The following is an 18072-nucleotide window of genomic DNA, read 5'->3' as shown; positions in this document are numbered from 1 at the left end:
AGCCAAGCTCGCAACTCCTTCGCGGTGACAAACCATCTGAACTTTTGCATGATGGCCATGACCGTGACCTGGATCTATGCCTCCAAACTGGCGGCCTCTCCCCAGCGCCAGCATAAGGTCAAAGGAAGGGCCAGTTTTGCCTTCTCAGACCTCCGATGAACAATCGCGAAAGTGGCTTTGTCGGAGGATTTTTCGCGGGTTTTCCCAGCACCACACAATCCCTCACGAAATCCTTTGGTATCCGTGTTGTTGGGCTTGGCCGCATGATCCAAAGCTACATGAATCGGTGAAACTTCAGTACACTTAAATACCGCCAAATTACTCTTGATGGCCATGCCAAGATGAAAATCGGCAACTTCCAGATCGACATCCGCTTCCGTCATTTTCCGAATCTGGTTAGCCGTTATCCGCTTGGCGCTGTTTCGTGCATACAAATTTTGAATACTGAGCATCTGAGCCGTTCTCTGGCCTACCAATTGAGCACGCTTACGCAATAAATCCCGAAGTGGACGGTCTTCTTTGGGATAAATGTGTCCCTCTTTCAAAACACCAAGCCTCAACATGTGAGCCAGCCACCGAGCATCATGATTGTCATCAGAATATTTCAGTCCTTCGTATTGGCGAATCGCCGCTGTGTTGGCCAAATGGACTGTATGCCCAGATTCCATCAAACCATCAACCAACCAGTACCAGTTATACGTGGACTCTACGACAAGGCCCTGCAACCTCCCCTTGTAAGGAAAAAGCGCCTGGATAATGGTCCCCAGATCATTTGCCAGACGGCTCTGGTAAACCACTCGGTCCTGTTCGTCCAACACAGCCACCACAGAATTGTTGGAATGCAGATCGATGGCACCGTATAGTTTCATCACGACCTCCTGATTCGGGCTTTCCTGCGTTGATTGCTCTGTCAACTAAGGATACGCTCGTTTAGGGGGTCGGCTAGATGTTTATCATTCCCGCGAATGCGGGAATCCAGAGCTTCACACGCAACAGTTCAGAATGATTGAAAAACACAACTTTTCTGAAGATTTCCATTTTTCTTGAGGGCAAACTTTACCTCTCTGGATTCCCGCCTTCGCGGGAATGACGTATCAGGGAAGGCATGTGTCATTTTCAATTGGAATCACAATATCCTCTAAATCTGCCCTTCTGATCTGTGACCCCCATCCTCTGAACCCGGCAAGAGAGGCCATGTGGACCCGGTAAAAAACGCCTGTCCGGGTATCTTTGTCCTGCCTGAAATTGTTAAATATTTATCGTAACTTGTTGAAAACAAGCAAAAAACTGTGTTGGCACGGGGGTTGAATAGTATAGGGTCGAACAGGAAAACAAACCCTTTGAACCGTTTGCTTGAGAAAGGGAAGCAATGACACCCTTTGCCACACCACTGCCTGGACTTTCAGGTCCCGGAGCTGCTCCACAGATCAAACAGCCGGAAGTTTCCGAGGCGGATGGGTCGCCGTCGGACTTCCAAAAAATGCTCGATGAGGCGGTCACTTCCGCCAAACCGGTCAGCACTGAAAACAAACCGGAAACCTCTTCGGAAACCGCCCGCGCTGCCAACGAAGAGAGCCGCAGCAACGAGACCCCTGAAGAGGATGTCCAAGGGGGAGTTGCCGCTGAGGCGGAAGGTCAAACCCGTCGCACGGTTACCCGTCGCCATCGGGAAACAAGCTCACGCCATGCCAAAACAGAAGCCCGCTTGAGTTCCGGGACGTTTTTTGCCGGTCAGGCTGAAGGTGGGGGGGAGGGTGCCGTTGAATTGAACGGGGCACCCATGAGCGAAGCCGAGGCCAAGGCTGCGGCCCAAATGGCTGGCAAACAGGCCCAGGGATTTGCCCTGCCTGCCTCTCCCAATGCCACGGCCCAGCAGGCGTCCAAGGGGCCGGTGAATTTTTCCGAACTCATGTCCGCCTCCATCGGTGAGGATGTGGACAACAATCTTCTTTCGGGGTTGCGTCAGGCTTCTACGGGAGCGGCTGCGGCCAAGAGTGGCGTCACCATGAAGGGGGCCCTCTCTGCGGCTTCCCCCTCATTCGGTGAAGAGCTGGCCCAGCGGGTGGGGCGTCCCATTTTGATCAGCCGCCCCGGCGCCCCGGACCAGATGCGCCTCACCCTGGATCCAAAAGATCTGGGTACCCTCAATCTGAAATTTCAGATGGATGAAGAGGGTCGCCTCAACCTGATGATCAATACCGATAATGAAAATGCCAAGGATCTGCTGAACCGCCATATGAATCAGCTGCGGGAGGCCCTGGCCAAGCAAAATATCGCGTTTGGTGATGTGCAGGTCCAGGTGGATGATGGCAGCGGTCAGCCGGAGTGGGAGTGGGCCGGTGGGGAAGGGGGGGACTCTGAGGAGGGCTCCCCGGGGGGAGGTCACGCCAAGAGCGGTTTGGATGAGGTGACCGAGCAGGTGCTGGGGGGGATCCCCCATGTGGTGGATGACGGCTCGGCACTGAATGTTTTTGCCTGACCCCCATCAGGCAACCTTTGCAGGGGGGCAATAGTTGCCACCCTCTGAGGCAAAGAGTTCCGGGTCCTGAAGTGGAAAAAGGGTCCGTTTGACCGGTTTGTGTCCAAAAAGGTCAAAAAAAGCCTGAAAAATGCCCATTTTTTCAGTTTGTAGATGTGGCACGGATGTTGGAATAGAGATAAGCGAACAACAAGCTGACGAAGATGGCAGGGCATGATGGCAGGTGAGGGGATCGTCCCGTTACCAGCAGCCCGGGCCAGCCGGAGAGAATCAATGGACGTATCCCTTTTAGACAGCACCGTTCCTCTGTATGGCACCGACGAGGATCTCTTTTCCACCAGCTCCACCGAGGCTGCAGATCTGCAACTGGACTTTCTCAACATGCTGACCACCCAGCTGCAATATCAGGATCCTCTGGAGCCCATGGAAAACACCGAGTTTACCGCTCAGCTCGCTACCTTCACCGGCTTGGGTGAGCAGCAGACCACCAATGAACTGCTGACGGAACTGCTTTCGACTCTGGGTGTGGATCAGCTGAATCAGGCGGTCTCCTATATCGGTCGGGATGTGGTGGTGGAAGGCAACGTGATGACGGTTGAGGATGGTCATGGCGAAGTGGCCTTCGAGCTGTCGGAAGCGGGATCGGTGACGGTGGGAATATATGATTCCTACGGCAACCTGGCGATGGAGCTGGCCCCTGAAGAGTATGGTGTCGGCGAGTGGACCCTGGCCATCGATGACCCGCTGCTTTCGGACGGCAGCTACACCTTTGCCGCCTGGATGGAAAATGGGGATACCAGCAAGATCACAACACTGCAATCCGGACGGGTGACGGGGGTCATCAATGACGACTCCGGTCCGGTTCTGGATATTGATGGATACGCAGTCGCTTTTGAAGACATTCGCCGGGTAGAAGAGGCAGACGGCTAGATAGAAAAGACGGACGACTGAACCCGGGAAACGGGCGGTCGACTTTTTGGGAGAGCATAAATGTCCATTTTGCAAGCAATGTACGCTGGATCAAGCGCTTTGACGAACCTGAGCGAAGCGATGACCGTCATCGGTAACAACCTGGCCAACGCCAACACCACGGCCTTCAAGGGAAGTCGGACCACCTTTGAGGATGTCTTGATCCAGACCGTGGGTAGATCCGGCGCCAATTCCGCCAACCAGGTGGGAACCGGAGTGGCGCTTGCCGCCGTGGATCAGGATATGACCCAGGGTTCTTTCAGTTCCACCACCAGCGCGACCGATCTGGCCATCGACGGCCAGGGCTTTTTCATGGTCCGGGACGATGCCAGCTCTTCCACTGGATCGGATGGCTATTATTACACCCGGGCTGGTGATTTCATGCTGGACCTGAACGGCAATCTGGTGACCAACAGCGGCATGATTCTCCAGGGCTGGGCTCTGGATGAGAGCGGCTTGGCCACCGGTGGCACCACCGATATCGATCTTTCCGCCTATCAGACCGCCGAACCCCGGCAGACCAACCTGGTAGAGTTGGAATTGAATCTCGATTCCACGGCAGAAATTATTTCCGACACCACCTATCCTTATGATCCCAACGATCCGGAGAGCTACAACTTCCAGACCTCGGTGCCGGTTTATGATGCCCAGGGGGAGCGCCATACCCTGTTGGTTCATTTCCGCAAAATCGACGACAACGAGTGGGAGTGGCACCTGGTTGCCCCCACCGAAGAGCTGGAAGGAGCCACCGGCACCGGTGATTATACCGAAATCGCCCAGCCCACCACGGCAGACGCCACCAGCGCCACCTACACCCCCGGTACCCTGACCTTCGATACGTCCGGTTATCTGCTGACAGAAGGTTCCGTACCCCTCTCCATCACTTTTGATGGATCAGAAGCCCAGGACATTCTCTTTGACTTCGGAGATGCTTTGGACAGCTACGGTGACTCCACCAACGACTATATGAAGGCCGATGTCACCGACATGAGCTTTACGCTGACATCCACCACCGGTAGCGTTGACGATAACACCGGTCGCCTGGGCACCGTGCAGTATGCCACCGATTCCACCACCCTGAGCCTCGACCCGGACGGCTATCCCACGGGTTTCCTGGATTCCATCTCCGTCAATTCGGATGGCTCCATCGTCGGTGTTTACACCAACGGTGAGTCCAAATCCCTTTATCAGATCTCCCTGGTGGACTTTGATAATGAGATGAACCTGGATCAGGTGGGTTCCAATCTTTTTGGCGAAACCAACACTTCCGGGGTTCCCCGGGTGAGCGAGCCTGAGAGTGGTCGTCTGGGGAGCATCATCTCCTATGCCCTGGAGCAATCCAACGTGGACATGGCCGGTGAATTTGTCCAGATGATTGCCACTCAACGGGGCTTCCAGGCCAACTCCCGCATCGTGACCGTCTCCGACGGCATGCTGGAAGAGTTGTTGGCCCTCAAGCGGTAACCCCTGATTTTTTCCCTCCATATCCCTAGCCAGATAGCCGCCCCCGGGTATTATCGAAGGGGGCGTGCACCCGGCTGGTCGGTTTTTCGGTGAATTGAGCCTGAAATCCCTGGCTTGGTGGGGAACGTTGTGAAATGCTGTTTTTTCTTATAACTTGATAAGTTCCAACACTCGCGGTTTATTCCCTAAAGGTGCGTCATGGCGGAAGACGAAGGTCAGGAAGAAGAATCAGAAGGTGGTGGCGGTGGCATGGGCAAGATCATCTTGCCGGTGGTAGCCCTCTTGATCGGAGCGGGGGGTGGTTGGTTCCTTGGCAATTCGACGGCCACCCAAGAGGCTGTCGAGACTGAGGAGGTGGACCCCCAGGAACAGGCGGAGCCCAAGGATCCCGTGGAGCTGGTCGGGGAGATGTTTAAACTCGACCCCTTCGTGGTCAATCTGAACGAATCCCGGGGCAACCGTTATCTGAAAACCACCATCCAGCTGGAGATGGACAACGAAGCTCTGAGGCCGGAGTTGGAACGGCGGCAGCCCCAGTTGCAGGATATCATTCTGGCGCTGCTTACCTCCAAAAACTCCAAGGAGTTGCAGGCCCTGGAAGGCAAATTCCGTCTGCGTGAGGAGCTGTTGTCGAGAATTAACGCCCTTCTGGTGAACGGCACCGTCAAACGGGTCTATTTCACCGAATTCGTTATTCAGTAGCGTGTGAAGGCTGTCGGGTAAAGGCGGTAATCAACCATGTCTCAGATTCTCTCTACCGAAGAGATCGATGCCCTGATGACAGGGCTCGAAGAGGGCTCCATCGACCTGGAAGGGGTCGATGAGGATATGCCAGCTCCCAGCGAGGAGAAGCAGGTTACCTCTTTTTACTTCGGCCAGAAGACCGCCATCCGGGTGGGTGCTCTGCCGGGCTTGGATCTCATCAACGAACATCTGGCCTCTCAGCTCTCCTTTAAACTGAGCCAAAAGGTGGGCCGGGAAGTACATGTTCAGCCCAAGGCCACCATCAATCAAATTTTCGGTCGTTTTCTCCACGGCCTTGATCCGCCGATCTTTATCGATATTCTCCGGGTGGAGCCTTCCCAGTCCATGGCGCTGATTTCCATCGACGGGGAGGTGATGTATCATATTCTCGAAGGTTTTTTCGGTGGCAGCGGCGATTCAGAGCGGCCTTTCCGTAATTTTTCTCCCTTCGAAATGAAGGTGATCGACCGAATCATGGATGTCACCCGGGAGCAGATCGAACTCTCCTGGAAAAAGCTCGATCCCGCTTTTCGGCTGGTTTTGACCCGTTGGGAAAATCAGCCTCAATTCGCGGCGGTGATGCCCCTGGATGAGACGGTCTTTCTGATCACCTTTTCTGTGGAGATCGGAGAGTTTGAAGGGACGTTGACGGTCTGCTTCCCATCGGTAATCCTGGAGCTGTTCAAGCAGCAGCTGAAGGTGGGTTTCCAGCAGCGGGATGCCGTGGAAGGTTCCTCCGCCTGGATGGCCGCCTTGGTGGATGAACTCAACCACGTGGCGGTTAAGCTTTCACCAGTGGTTTCCCGGGCGACGATGACGGTAGGGGATATGTTTAATTTGAAAGTCGGAGATGTGGTGGAGTTTAACAACGACATGTCCGAAGAGATGCCCATCGAAGTAGAGGGCAAGACCAAATTCAAGGGGCTGGCCGGCGTTGTGAACGGGAAGCGGGCGGTACGGGTTACCCAGATCATTACCGATTCCGAGTGAATCGTTAATCCGGGGAGTGCATGGTATGGCGGAAGATCTCGGCGAAGAGATGGATATGGAAGAGGAAGGCTTTGAGGAGGCGGCGAGCCCAATCTCGGCGATGGACCTCAATGGCTTGGACGAAGATGAAGAGGGGGGGGGGATCCCCAAAAACCTCGAACTCCTCATGGATGTCCCCCTGGATGTCTCGGTGCGGTTGGGGCATGTCCGAATGCAGATCAAGGATCTCCTGAAACTCAACAAGGGATCCCTGGTGGAGCTGGAAAAGGAGGCTGACGATCCTTTGGAAATCCACGTCAACAATCGGCTTTTGGCCTTTGGTGAGGTGGTGATGATCAAAGACAAGTTGGGGGTGCGCATCACCGATATCGTCTCCTTGTCTGAACGTCTGGAGAATCTGCGCTGATGGGTTGGGGGCGGGCCATGGGGGTGGTCGGGCTGCTTTGCTTCGGGATGTGGCTGCCTGCCTTGGCATTTGCCGCCGGAGAGGGATCACCCGTGGTGATCGACTATCTGGGGCAGGGGGTTCGGGTTGCCGGCTTCTTGATGCTATTGATTGTGGTGGCGGCCTTGGTGGTTCGCTTTGGTAAACGATTTCAACCGGGGTTGGGTGGCGGCGGTCCCATCCAGGTGATGGATGGCCGAAATCTGGCCCCCGGTGTCGGGGTGCGCCTGGTCAAGGTTGGAGAACAGGCCTGGCTGATCGGCGTCACGCGGGATCGGATATCGATGTTGGCGGAAGTGTCCGGCAAAGAGCTTGCTCCGCCGGAGGAGGTCACCCGGTGAGGCGTTTGACAGCAAGAGTTCCCGTTGTCACGGCAGGGGTGGCGATTGTCGCCATTCTGGCTGTTTTGTTTGGGGCTCCCGTTGTCGCCTGGGCCGCTGAGGTCAATCTCCCGCAACTGAGCTTTAATACCGGCAGTGTCACCGGTCAGGCTGATCCTGAGCAGGTCGGTATCGGCCTGCAGATTCTGGCCCTGCTCACCCTCTTTTCCCTGGCCCCCGGCCTGCTGGTCATGGTCACCTCGTTTACCCGGGTGATTGTGGTGATGTCTTTTGTGCGTCAGGCTTTGGGACTCCAAGGCCAACCCCCCAACCAGGTACTGATTGCCCTGGCTCTTTTCATCACCTTTTTTGTGATGGGGCCGGTATTTGATCGGGTCAACAACGACGCCATTCAGCCCTATCTGGATAAGCAGATCAACGAAGAGACCGCTTGGGATCGGGCTGTGGTGCCGATTCGCTCCTTTATGATGCGCCAGACCCGGGAGAAGGATCTGGAGCTTTTCATGCGGCTTTCCGGCGTGGAAAAGGCGCAAAATCCAGCGGATGTGCCCCTGCGGCTGGTGATTCCCGCCTTCATGATTTCAGAGCTGAAGACCGCCTTTCAGATCGGCTTCATGGTCTATCTCCCCTTTTTGATCATCGATATGGTGGTGGCCAGTGTGGTCATGTCCATGGGTATGATGATGTTGCCACCGTTGGTGATTTCCATGCCGGTCAAGCTGATTTTGTTTGTGTTGGTGGATGGCTGGGCGTTGGTGGTGGGTTCTCTGGTGCAATCCTTCAAATAGTTCGACCCTTCCTTTTTGAACTTTTCCCCGGACTCTTTTTTCTCTCTTTTTATCTTTTTCTACTCAGTTTTCTCTTTTTTTCAGTTTTTCCTCGTCAGATGCTGGAGGGTCGGTTGGTCTGGTCGTTCCAATTGAGAATGGCGCACCGACTTTCCCTCGACCTTTTTTTTACCCCTATCAGCAAAACGATACGTGTCTCCAGTGGATTTCAGGAGCGCCTTTTCCCAATGGAACGACGATAACAGACTGATGCCAATTCCGGTTTAACAGGTGAGTCGAATAAAAAAAACGTTCAGCCACAGAGGAGACAGAGAACACAGAGAAAACCAAAATCGAGCCAAGCTCGTGTCCGGTAGTCGTCGGAAAAATCAGCTGTTTTTCACGCTTTTCCTCTGTGACCTCTGTGTTCTCTGTGGCAGGTTTTTCGGTTTTGAACCAGAATTTGTATGACAGGGTGAAGGTTGAAAAAAATCAAGCAGGGGCAGGGGATTTGGAGCAGAATTTGTTTCTGACAGGAGCAGGGGGGAACTGGGGGCTGGCAGGGTCGGGTCGTAGAGGGGGGGGTGACCTTTGCCTGCCAGCCTAGTGGCGGAGCGGGGAAACTAAAAGTATCCATACCCCACCAAACCGGAACAATTGTTCCGATCTCTATTGTGTGACGAACTGTAACTTTTGTTAGAGGAGGGTGCAACCTATTTTGTCTAAAAATGGGGGTCATTTATTGATATGGGGGGCTTTATATTCAGGCAGTGTAACAGATTACAGCGGAGAAAAGTAGGCGATATCCAGTTGCCTCACCGCCATTAGATCCCGAGCCAGTTGACTTTTCGAAGAAAAATGGCTGGATCCGGGTTTGATATATCGCAATCCCTGGTAATTCAGGTATCATTGTATTTTAATGATAAATGACTGACATTTCGCTGTATTGGGGTTGGAGCTTGTGTTGCAGTTGGAGCATGGATGCGTAAAGATCTTGCCAAATTTGACCTGAACCTGCTGGTCGCCTTCGATACCCTCATGACCGAACGGGGGGTGACCCGGGCTGGGCGTGCCTTGGGCATCACCCAGGCGGCGATGAGCAATACCCTGCGGCGGCTTCGGGAAATTTTTGGAGATCCGCTGTTTGTTAAATCAGGGCACCGTATGGAGCCCACGGCCCGGGCGCTGGAATTGGCTGGGCCGGTTTCCAGGGCTTTGGTTCAGGTGCGTCAGGCTCTGGAGCAGGAGACCTTCGAGCCAGCCCAATCCGAGCATTTTTTTCGGCTGGGCATGGTGGATTATGCCGCTACGGTTCTTCTGCCCCAACTCCTGGAAAGATTGGCCCAGGTCGCACCAGGGGTCACCATCGAACTGGTGGATGTGGGGGGGGATGACGAAGTCTCCATTCTGGAAAATGGCGGGGCGGATCTGGTGTTCAGCCGTTTCCAGTGGGTGCCGACCACGGTTTTGTTGCGGCGTCTTTTTCAGATGCACTATGTCTGCCTCCATCGTCCGGACCACCCTCTCCTCAAGGACGGTTTCAACCTGGAAGGGTTTTTGGCCGCTCGGCATGTCCACTACTATCCCCGGGGGATGAGTTCCACAGTGGTGGACGAGGCCCTGACCCAGATGGGCCGAGAACGGCGTATCGTTGCCCGGACCTACTCCTTGAGTCTGGTGCCTTTCATGGTGGCCGAGAGCGACCTGATCTGCATCGTTCCCGATGGCACGGCCCACTATCTGGCCAAGCCTCTGGGGCTGACTGTTTCGCCCCTGCCATTCAAAACCTCTCCCCTGCGCCTGGCTTTGGCTTGGCACCCCCGTACGGACAAAAGCGCCCCCAACATCTGGCTCCGTGAAGAGGTCACCCGGTTGCTGGCGACCAACATGGATTCGTAGCCCAAAAAAACCTGCCCCCTCGATCACCCTGCCGACTTGCCATCTACACCCGGTTTTTTCTGGGAGCCGCCGCCTGTTTATCGAACAGGAGTCAGTGGTTCTTTAAAAAAAGCCTGGGAATACCGATGTTTTTCTTGAAAATGGCGCGCTCGAAAATTCACTGGAGGCGTGTATTGTCGTTCCAAATTAAAGTGGAATGACACTCTTGATCGATGCGGTTTGTGCGGCTCACCACATTCTACGCGTGGGTTTTCCTGAAGATGGCACCTTTGAAATCAGAGAACGCTTGGTGTTTTTTGGGTCGAAACACATTGATATCGAGATATTTGCACGGGTGACTGCTGGATTTCCACTGGTGCGGGAATGGCGAAGTAGGCGCGTTGCTTGTGCCATTTTTGGATAAAGTGACGATACAAAGTGATGCACGGTATCGAATAAGGCGGGTGATAAAGGGCGAGCAGGGTGGCGAAAAACGGTTAAAATATGGGGGGAGTTAAGCGGGGCCGATAAGGTTGAGGCTCAGAGGGGGGGGAGGCCTTTCCCCCTATCGGCCCTCAGGCAGTTGGAAAACCCTGGGAGGCTTTCCAACGCCTATTCAACAAGAAAAAAAAATCCGTCAGAAAATCTCCTTATATGTATAGTTGGAAAAATCAATATCGACAAATTTTAAATGGAAATTCCGGGTATTTATTTGATGGATGTCAAACCATGGGTCCGATATCTAAAATACGGCTGGAGGTGAAAGCAGAATGGTATTTGGGGGACGAGGAGGGTGGGTCGCTTAGGTGCGGAGTGGGTAGGCCTGTCCCTGTTTGCTGGCTGTCAAGTAACAGCCGGGCTGGGTGGCGAATTGGAAGTTGTTTATATTTCAGGTGGTTGGGTCGCTGAACAGGCGTTCCAACCCTTCCAGGAGGGATTTGGGTTTGATAGGCTTGACGAAGTAGGCATCTGCGCCGAAACGAAAGGCCTGCTCCCGGTCGAATTTATAGGATTTGGCCGAGACCATGACCACCTTGACCTTGGCGAGGCGGGGGGTGGCGCGGATTTTACCGCAGAGCTGGAGCCCGTCCAAGTCAGGCATCATGATATCCAGCAGGACACAATCGGGCTGCTCCTTGAGAATACGGGAGAGGGCTTGGCGGCTGTCGGTTTCTGATGCCACCTCATAACCCGCCTTGGAGAGGATGGTGGCGGCGAGTCTAATGGCATCCACATCGTCATCGACGATAAAGGCTTTGATTGTTTTCATCTTTTGGTTCCTTCCCGGCTGCGGAAGGGGCGCGCCATGATTGGTTATGATTGACAGTGGTCTTTATCGGTCCACAGTGGCTGTTTTCCTTGCCAGGGAATCATACCCTCTTCATTGAGACCGAATGAGGGAAGGCAAAATTTGGTGTTTTTGGAAATGCGACTGATTGTTGTCACTATTATAACGAATACCATCAAACAAGTTAGCAGATTGCCGACAATGTCGCCAAGGGCCTCCCTTTGGGAGGTGCTTCCAGGCCTCCTCCAAGTGGTGAATCCAAGGCTGTTGGTTGTCCAGCCAGGCTTTTCTCATGGCGGCCTTTGGGATTCCGGCGGTATTCCTTTGGGTAAGGGTGAAAGAGAGTAGGGGATGTTTGTAGCGGGGTGCGGTTTTCTTTATGATATCTCAAGGCTGACAGCTCCTTGGAATCTGTCGCAATATGTCAGCTCTTAATCGCCTGACAGGGTGGCCTGAATGGCCGGGAAGGGAATGTTTGATGACCGAAGTGCAGCAAAAGGGGGGTGTTTCCCCATCGGGCCGACCGATCCTGTTCGGCGAAGTATTGTTTGATCAATTTGAGGATGGCATCGAAGTCTTGGGGGGAGCCCCCTTCAATGTGGCCTGGCATCTGGCCGGTTTTGGCCTGGACCCCCTTTTTATCAGTCGGGTGGGGCAGGATTCTCTGGGAGATCGGGTGCTGGAACAGATGGCCCGCCAGGGGATGACCACCGTCGGCATGCAGCAGGATGGCGCCCACCCCACCGGACGGGTAGAGGTGGCTTTGGCCGAGGCACAGCCCTGTTTTTCGATTCTGCCGGAGCAGGCGTATGATTTTATCGATTGGTCGCCACTGGAATCTCTTCTGAAAGAGGAGGGGGCAGGGGGGGGGAGTGGCCTGTTTTATCACGGCTCCCTGATCGCCCGTTCGCCCCTCTCCCGGGAGACTCTGATCAAGGCCCGTGGGGCGGTGGCAGGGCCGGTAATGATGGATCTCAACCTGCGTCCGCCCTGGTGGGATGAGCAGCAGCTTTTGGGGCTTTTGCGTGGTGTGGATGTGGTCAAGATGAATGCCGGAGAGCTGGATACCCTCACCGGCCAGATGGGCAAGAGCCAGGGGGAGCGGGTCTCCCGGGATCGACTGGAGGCTTTGACGGGCCGCTTGTCGGTGGATTTCGGTGCCCAAATGATCACGGTGACCATGGGGGAGCACGGGGCTTTTCTGGCCCAGGGGGATGTGGTGCTGCAGAGTGATGAAAATGGGGGGGGGAAGGGGGCGGATGAAACCCCCTTGATCGATACCGTGGGAGCGGGAGATGCCTTCAGTGCGGTGTTGATTTTGGGGCTCTACCGGGGCTGGCCTCTGCCCCAACTCCTGGAGCGGGCCAACGGCTTTGCCCGGGCGATATGCAGTGTGCGCGGTGCCACCCCGGCAGATCCCACCCTTTATGAAGGATTTATGGCCCAATGGCAGACGTAGACCCAAGCACGCCCCAGCCTTTTTATATTGCACTGATCTCCATTCATGGCCTCATCCGGGGGCGGGAACCGGAGCTGGGCAAGGATGCCGATACCGGGGGGCAGATCACCTACGTCTTGGAGCTGGCCCGGGCTTTGGCCCAACATCCCAAGGTGGGGCGGGTGGATCTTCTCACCCGGCAGGTGTTTGATGCCCGGATCTCTCCGGACTATGCCGCACCTGAGGAGGAGCTTGGTCCCAATTGCCGGATTATTCGCCTCCCCTGTGGCCCCCGGCGCTATCTGCGCAAGGAGAGCCTCTGGCCCCACCTGGATGGCTATGCCGATAACGTCTTGCGCCATTTTCGCGCCATTGGCAGGCTCCCTGACGTGGTACACAGCCACTATGCCGATGCGGGCCTGGTGGGAACCCGGCTTTCTCGTCTGCTGGGGGTGATGCATGCGCATACCGGCCACTCCCTGGGGCGGGTCAAGCGGGAGCGCCTTCTGGAAAAGGGTTTGAGTGAGGAGGTCATCGAATCCCGCTATAACATCAGCCAGCGCATCGAGGCCGAAGAGATCGCCATCGGCAACGCCGCTTTCGTGGTAACCTCCACCCACCAGGAGGTGGATGAGCAGTATGCCGCCTATGATGATTACCAGCCCCGGCGCATGGTGGTGATTCCTCCGGGGGTGGATCTCAGTCGCTTTCATCCTCCGGGCCGCATGGCTTTTCACCCCCCTATCCGGGAAAAATTGAGGCGTTTTTTGCGGGAGCCCAACCGCCCCATGATCCTGGCCCTGGCCCGGGCGGATGAGCGAAAAAATTTGGCCACTCTGGTGCGGGCTTTTGGGGAGAGCCCCCGGCTGCGGGCGTTGGCCAACCTGGTGATTGTGGCCGGGCAGCGGGTGGATATTCAATCCATGGATCGGGGCACCCGGGAGGTGCTCACCCGGTTGCTTCTGCTGATGGACCGCTATGATCTTTATGGCAAGCTGGCCCTGCCCAAGGAGCATGAAGCCGATGATGTGCCGGATCTCTATCAGCTGGCTGCCAAAAGTCGGGGGGTGTTCGTCAACCCCGCTTTGACCGAACCTTTTGGGTTGACCCTGATCGAAGCCGCTGCCAGTGGGGTGCCCCTGGTAGCCACCAACGACGGCGGCCCCAACGAGATTATCGCCAACTGCAAAAATGGCTTGCTCATCGACCCCCTGGATGTGGCGGGCATGCAATCGGCGCTGGTGGATGCCTTGAGCCATCGTCTTCAGTGGCGGCGTTGGTCTCGGAGTGGCGTGCAGGGAGCCCACAAGCACTACTCTTGGCAGGGACATGTGGAAAAATATCTGCGGGTGATGGAGCAGGCCCTGAAACGGGAAGAGAGCCGCAAGTTTCCCTCGCAGATTACCCGTAAATACAGCCTTCCCACCGCTGACAGGCTACTGGTTTGCGATATCGACAACACCCTGATCGGGGATCGCAAGGGGTTGTGTGCCTTGCTCAATATCCTGGTGGAGGGGGGGGATAAGGTGGGGTTTGGAGTAGCCACCGGGCGTAACCTCAAAGGGACTCTGGCGGTTCTCAAAGAGTGGAACGTGCCGGTCCCGGATTTTATGATCACCTCTGTGGGCAGTGTCATTCACTATCGTCAGGGGATGGTCGAGGATACCGGTTGGGCCAAGCATATCGACTATCGTTGGGACCGGGAGGGGGTGCTGGAGGCGATGGCAGAGCTGCCCGGTCTGCGCCCCCAGCCCAAAGAGGAGCAGGGCCCCCACAAAATCAGCTATTTTGTCGATTCGGAGAAAGTCCCCACCAAAAAGAAAATTTTACAATATTTGCGCAAGCGGGATCTCCACGCCCGGGTGATTTTTTCCCACCAGGAATTTTTGGATTTGCTCCCCCTGCGTGCTTCCAAGGGGTTGGCCATCACCCATCTGGCTATCAAATGGGGGCTGCCCCTGGAGCGCATTTTGGTGGCGGGGGATTCGGGGAATGACGAGGAAATGCTCAAGGAAAACATGCTGGGGCTGGTGGTGGGCAACCACCATTCAGAGCTGGATCATCTGCAAGGCCAACCCCGCATCTATTTTGCCGAGGAGCCCCACGCCTGGGGCATCCTGGAAGGGATCAACCACTACCATTTTTTGGGGAACATCCGGATTCCGGAGGAGGAACAGGGACGTGACGACTGAACCCATTTTCGAGCTGATGAAACAGCTCGGTCATCATGATAAGACGGTATTGCTCAGGGATGAACTATTGGCGTGGCAGGAAACCTATCGCAGCAGCCACCAGGAGGTCTCCCCGGATGTCCTCTGTATGGATACCGCTTTTGGTCAGGTGCAGGAGGCTTTGATTCATCCGGAATGGATCGCCTTATCGACCCGTCCCGAGGTGGCCCGGTGGCGTTTTTTCCGCTACGACCTGGGTCGTGGCGGGAGGGAGGAGATTTCGACCCTCGCTTATCTGGAAATCAAGGAAGGTCAGGTGCCGGGTAGCCGGGGAGACGGGGAAGAAGAGATTCTGGAACTCGATTTTTCCCCCTTTACCCGTTTCTATCCCCCTGGTGAGGGACCGGCTGGCATCGGCAACGGTGTGGAGGCGATGGGGCGGATTTTGGCCAATCGGTTTGCGGAAGATCCACACATCTGTGGCCAGGCGCTGTTGGAATTTATCAGCCGCCGCACCGCTACGGGTCATCTACCGATGATCGATCCCAAACTCATCCCGGATCTGGCCACCTTGCAGGAGGCTTTGGCCAAGGCCGAGGCGATCCTGGAAAAGAGTACAGCTGAGGGGGGGGCACCTGGCTTTAACAGCTCTTTGGGCAAGTTTGGTTTTGGGGCCGGTTGGGGGGCGGACACCGCCCGGGTGCGGGAGACCATGGGGCTTCTCTCCCGGTTATTGCGTCAACCTGATGCTGAAACACTACAGACCTTTTTGGAGCGGGCCGTCCCCATCTCCACCATCGTGGTTTTCACCCCCCACGGCTATTTTGGTCAGGATGATGTGCTGGGTTTGCCCGATACCGGAGGGCAGGTGGTCTATATCCTGGATCAGGTCCGGGGTCTGGAAATGGAGATGAAACGCCGCCTTGTGGCCCAGGGACGCAAGGAGGAGCCACGGATTTTGGTGATCACCCGGCTGATTCCCGATGCCCAGGGGACCGGTTGCGATCGGCCCATGGAGACCGTCAGGGGTACGGAGCGGGCGGTGATTTTGCGGATTCCCTTCCGCTATCCTTCCGGCGAGGCGGTGCCCCACTGGATCTCCCGCTTTGATCTGTGGCCCTTTATGGAGCGCTTTGCGAGGGATTCGGAAAAGGAAATTTTGGAGCGCCTGGGGGGGGCTGATCTCATCATCGGCAACTATTCCGACGGCAACCTCACCGCAGCGCTGGTCGCCCGGAGGCTGGGTGCCACCCTCACCACCATCGCCCACGCCTTGGAGAAGACCAAATATTTCAATTCCGCCCTCTATTGGCAGGATCAGGACGACCACTACCACTTTTCATCCCAGTTCAGCGTTGATCTCATCGGCATGAACTCCGCTGACTTTATCATCGCCAGCACCTATCAGGAGATCGCCGGGGATGAGCAGCGGGTGGGGCAGTATGAGAGCCACATGGCGTTCACCATGCCTGGGCTCCAGCGGGTGGTTTCCGGTATCGATGTCCACAATCCCAAGTTCAACATCGTCTCCCCCGGGGTCAACCCGGAGCTGTTTTTCCCCTATGACAACACCGAAGGCCGACTGGGGGAGTTTAGCGACACCATCGAGGATATGATCTACGGCAGCGAGCCCCACCATGGCCGCCGGGGGGTGCTCAAGGATCGCAACAAACCCCTGCTTTTTACCATGGCCCGGTTGGACAAGATTAAAAACCTGACGGGACTGCTGGAGTGGTATGGGGGGAATCCCCGGTTGCAGAAGTTGGCCAATCTGGTGGTGATCGGCGGCTTTGTGGATGTGGAGGCTTCCAGTGATCGGGAGGAGCGGGAGCAGATTTTGACCATGCACCGGCTGATGGATCAGTACGGTCTGGATGATTCGGTGCGCTGGCTCAAGGCCAGCACCGACCGGCGCTTGAATGGGGAGATCTATCGGGTGGTGGCCGATAGCCGGGGGGCTTTCATTCAGCCTGCCTGGTATGAGGCCTTTGGCCTGACGGTGGTGGAAGCGATGAGCACGGGTCTGCCCACTTTTGCCACCTGCAACGGTGGTCCCAAGGAGGTGATTGTAGCCGGGGAGTCGGGCTATCATGTGGATCCGGCTGACGGGGCCGCTTCAGCAGATCTGATCGCTGACTTTTTGGAACGCTGCCAGGGGGATCCATCGGAGTGGCAGCGGATTTCCCAAGGGGCCTTGGAGCGGGTGCAGAGCCGCTACACCTGGGAAATCTATGCCAGCAAGACCTTGACCCTGACCGCCCTGCACGGTTTTGGCAAATGGCTCTATCGATCCGAGCGGGAGGGGCTTGAGCGCTATCTGGAGATGTACCTGCGTCTCCAATATCGCCCCCTGGCTGCCCGGGTTCCCACCTGAATGAGCGACACTTCCTCCCAGGGAAAGTGCGGCGCCTCGGGGGGTGAAACAGCAGATGCCCAGAGCAAAGAGACCGCTTCCCCGGAGAGTGGGGAGCGGGCTTTTTGCGTTCGGGAGGCGGTGTTGGCGGATGGGGAGGCCATTTTGGCCATTCTCCGCCAGGTCGGCTGGTTTGAGCACATGGAGAGCTGGCCTGGGGAAAAAGTTCTCAACCGCTTGCAGACTCATCTGGCCCACGCCATCAGTGGGGAGGACCATACGGTTTGGGTGGCTGAGGGGGATGGGGGGGAGGTGCTTGGCTATCTATCAGTCCATTGGCTCCCCTATCTTTTTTTGGCCGGGTTGGAGGGGTATCTCTCTGAGCTGTTTGTCCGTTCCGACTGCCGGGGGCAGGGGGTGGGCAAGGGGTTGTTGGAAGCGGTTCAAAGAGAGGCGCTTAAGCGGGGAGCGGTGCGTTTGCAGCTGGTCAACGGCAAAGAGTGGGAATCCTTCAAGCGGGGTTTTTATCGCAAGTCCGGCTGGACCGAGCGCACGGGTACGGCCAATTTTATGCGTTGGCTTGAAAATGAGTGACGGATTTTTTTCCCTCAGGTGGGTTCCCGGCAGGAGTTCCTCTCCGCAGGTTGATTCCCATTGTGGTGATGAAACGAAAGCCGCCATCCGGTTACCCAGTTAAAATAGATCCTGGCGGGTCAGGGGGGGGCGTGGAAATCTTTTTACCTCA

15 protein-coding genes are annotated in these 18072 nt (G+C 56.0%); 13 read left to right on the top strand and 2 right to left on the bottom strand.

The genetic code is table 11. From position 1 onward, the window contains the following. Window positions 1-74 precede the first annotated feature (74 nt). A complete protein-coding gene (locus HQL52_09070; GenBank protein ID MBF0369591.1) occupies window positions 75-869 on the bottom strand; it encodes a transposase in 795 nt (264 codons plus the stop codon). A 500-nt stretch (window positions 870-1369) separates the two neighbouring features. Here HQL52_09070 and HQL52_09065 point away from each other — a divergent pair, with 500 nt between their 5' ends. The 9 genes from HQL52_09065 (at window position 1370) to HQL52_09025 (ending at window position 10098) form a co-directional block, all read left to right on the top strand. After that, the gene (locus HQL52_09065; protein MBF0369590.1) at window positions 1370-2479 is read left to right on the top strand and encodes a flagellar hook-length control protein FliK; all 1110 of its coding nucleotides are present in this window, start codon (window positions 1370-1372) and stop codon (window positions 2477-2479) included. Window positions 2480-2752: 273 nt separating this feature from the next. Next, complete coding sequence (locus HQL52_09060) at window positions 2753-3409, top strand: hypothetical protein (GenBank protein ID MBF0369589.1); 657 nt, start codon at window positions 2753-2755, stop codon at window positions 3407-3409. 60 nt (window positions 3410-3469) lie between these two features. After that, window positions 3470-4912 carry a flagellar hook protein FlgE gene (locus HQL52_09055; GenBank protein ID MBF0369588.1) on the top strand — a complete coding sequence of 481 codons (1443 nt, stop codon included), beginning with the start codon at window positions 3470-3472 and terminating at the stop codon, window positions 4910-4912. Window positions 4913-5110: 198 nt separating this feature from the next. Beyond that, window positions 5111-5614: a flagellar basal body-associated FliL family protein gene (locus HQL52_09050; protein ID MBF0369587.1), complete on the top strand. Its 504-nt coding sequence runs from the start codon at window positions 5111-5113 to the stop codon at window positions 5612-5614. Between the two features lie 36 nt (window positions 5615-5650). Next, a complete protein-coding gene (gene fliM / locus HQL52_09045; GenBank protein ID MBF0369586.1) occupies window positions 5651-6646 on the top strand; it encodes a flagellar motor switch protein FliM in 996 nt (331 codons plus the stop codon). 55 nt (window positions 6647-6701) lie between these two features. Next, window positions 6702-7052, top strand: a complete 351-nt coding sequence (fliN, locus tag HQL52_09040; protein MBF0369585.1) for a flagellar motor switch protein FliN — start codon at window positions 6702-6704, stop codon at window positions 7050-7052. Continuing rightward, window positions 7052-7432, top strand: coding sequence for a flagellar biosynthetic protein FliO (locus HQL52_09035; protein ID MBF0369584.1), 381 nt, complete (start codon window positions 7052-7054; stop codon window positions 7430-7432). The genes fliN and HQL52_09035 overlap by 1 nt, the downstream gene beginning before the upstream one ends. A gap of 5 nt (window positions 7433-7437) precedes the next feature. Then, window positions 7438-8220: a flagellar type III secretion system pore protein FliP gene (gene fliP / locus HQL52_09030; GenBank protein MBF0369583.1), complete on the top strand. Its 783-nt coding sequence runs from the start codon at window positions 7438-7440 to the stop codon at window positions 8218-8220. Window positions 8221-9180: 960 nt separating this feature from the next. Beyond that, window positions 9181-10098, top strand: coding sequence for a LysR family transcriptional regulator (locus tag HQL52_09025; GenBank protein ID MBF0369582.1), 918 nt, complete (start codon window positions 9181-9183; stop codon window positions 10096-10098). An 868-nt stretch (window positions 10099-10966) separates the two neighbouring features. Here the strand turns inward: HQL52_09025 and HQL52_09020 are convergent. Then, window positions 10967-11347: a response regulator gene (locus HQL52_09020; GenBank protein ID MBF0369581.1), complete on the bottom strand. Its 381-nt coding sequence runs from the start codon at window positions 11345-11347 to the stop codon at window positions 10967-10969. Window positions 11348-11843: 496 nt separating this feature from the next. On the opposite strand from HQL52_09020, the gene HQL52_09015 reads away from it, so the two are divergent. The 4 genes from HQL52_09015 to HQL52_09000 are packed head-to-tail and all read left to right on the top strand — an operon-like array spanning window position 11844 to window position 17921. Then, window positions 11844-12824 (top strand): carbohydrate kinase, encoded by a 981-nt coding sequence (locus tag HQL52_09015; GenBank protein ID MBF0369580.1) that lies wholly within the window; start codon window positions 11844-11846, stop codon window positions 12822-12824. After that, complete coding sequence (locus HQL52_09010) at window positions 12812-14995, top strand: HAD-IIB family hydrolase (GenBank protein ID MBF0369579.1); 2184 nt, start codon at window positions 12812-12814, stop codon at window positions 14993-14995. Before HQL52_09015 ends, HQL52_09010 begins: the two co-directional genes overlap by 13 nt. Beyond that, window positions 14985-17348, top strand: a complete 2364-nt coding sequence (locus tag HQL52_09005) for a sucrose synthase (protein MBF0369578.1) — start codon at window positions 14985-14987, stop codon at window positions 17346-17348. Before HQL52_09010 ends, HQL52_09005 begins: the two co-directional genes overlap by 11 nt. Beyond that, the gene (locus HQL52_09000; protein ID MBF0369577.1) at window positions 17349-17921 is read left to right on the top strand and encodes a GNAT family N-acetyltransferase; all 573 of its coding nucleotides are present in this window, start codon (window positions 17349-17351) and stop codon (window positions 17919-17921) included. Window positions 17922-18072: the final 151 nt, after the last annotated feature.

The organism is Magnetococcales bacterium, from assembly GCA_015232395.1.
GTDB lineage: Bacteria > Pseudomonadota > Magnetococcia > Magnetococcales > JADFZT01 > JADFZT01.
Note: the sequence above shows the minus strand (reverse complement) of the source record. Positions and strands in the feature narration are given on the sequence as shown.

Bases quoted from the DNA above. Each gene is read 5' to 3' on its own strand.
- HQL52_09070 (MBF0369591.1), bottom strand. From the start codon at position 869: ATGAAACTATACGGTGCCATCGATCTGCATTCCAACAATTCTGTGGTG.
- HQL52_09065 (MBF0369590.1), top strand. From the start codon at position 1,370: ATGACACCCTTTGCCACACCACTGCCTGGACTTTCAGGTCCCGGAGCT.
- HQL52_09060 (MBF0369589.1), top strand. From the start codon at position 2,753: ATGGACGTATCCCTTTTAGACAGCACCGTTCCTCTGTATGGCACCGAC.
- HQL52_09055 (MBF0369588.1), top strand. From the start codon at position 3,470: ATGTCCATTTTGCAAGCAATGTACGCTGGATCAAGCGCTTTGACGAAC.
- HQL52_09050 (MBF0369587.1), top strand. From the start codon at position 5,111: ATGGCGGAAGACGAAGGTCAGGAAGAAGAATCAGAAGGTGGTGGCGGT.
- fliM (MBF0369586.1), top strand. From the start codon at position 5,651: ATGTCTCAGATTCTCTCTACCGAAGAGATCGATGCCCTGATGACAGGG.
- fliN (MBF0369585.1), top strand. From the start codon at position 6,702: ATGGAAGAGGAAGGCTTTGAGGAGGCGGCGAGCCCAATCTCGGCGATG.
- HQL52_09035 (MBF0369584.1), top strand. From the start codon at position 7,052: ATGGGTTGGGGGCGGGCCATGGGGGTGGTCGGGCTGCTTTGCTTCGGG.
- HQL52_09025 (MBF0369582.1), top strand. From the start codon at position 9,181: ATGCGTAAAGATCTTGCCAAATTTGACCTGAACCTGCTGGTCGCCTTC.
- HQL52_09020 (MBF0369581.1), bottom strand. From the start codon at position 11,347: ATGAAAACAATCAAAGCCTTTATCGTCGATGACGATGTGGATGCCATT.
- HQL52_09015 (MBF0369580.1), top strand. From the start codon at position 11,844: ATGACCGAAGTGCAGCAAAAGGGGGGTGTTTCCCCATCGGGCCGACCG.
- HQL52_09010 (MBF0369579.1), top strand. From the start codon at position 12,812: ATGGCAGACGTAGACCCAAGCACGCCCCAGCCTTTTTATATTGCACTG.
- HQL52_09000 (MBF0369577.1), top strand. From the start codon at position 17,349: ATGAGCGACACTTCCTCCCAGGGAAAGTGCGGCGCCTCGGGGGGTGAA.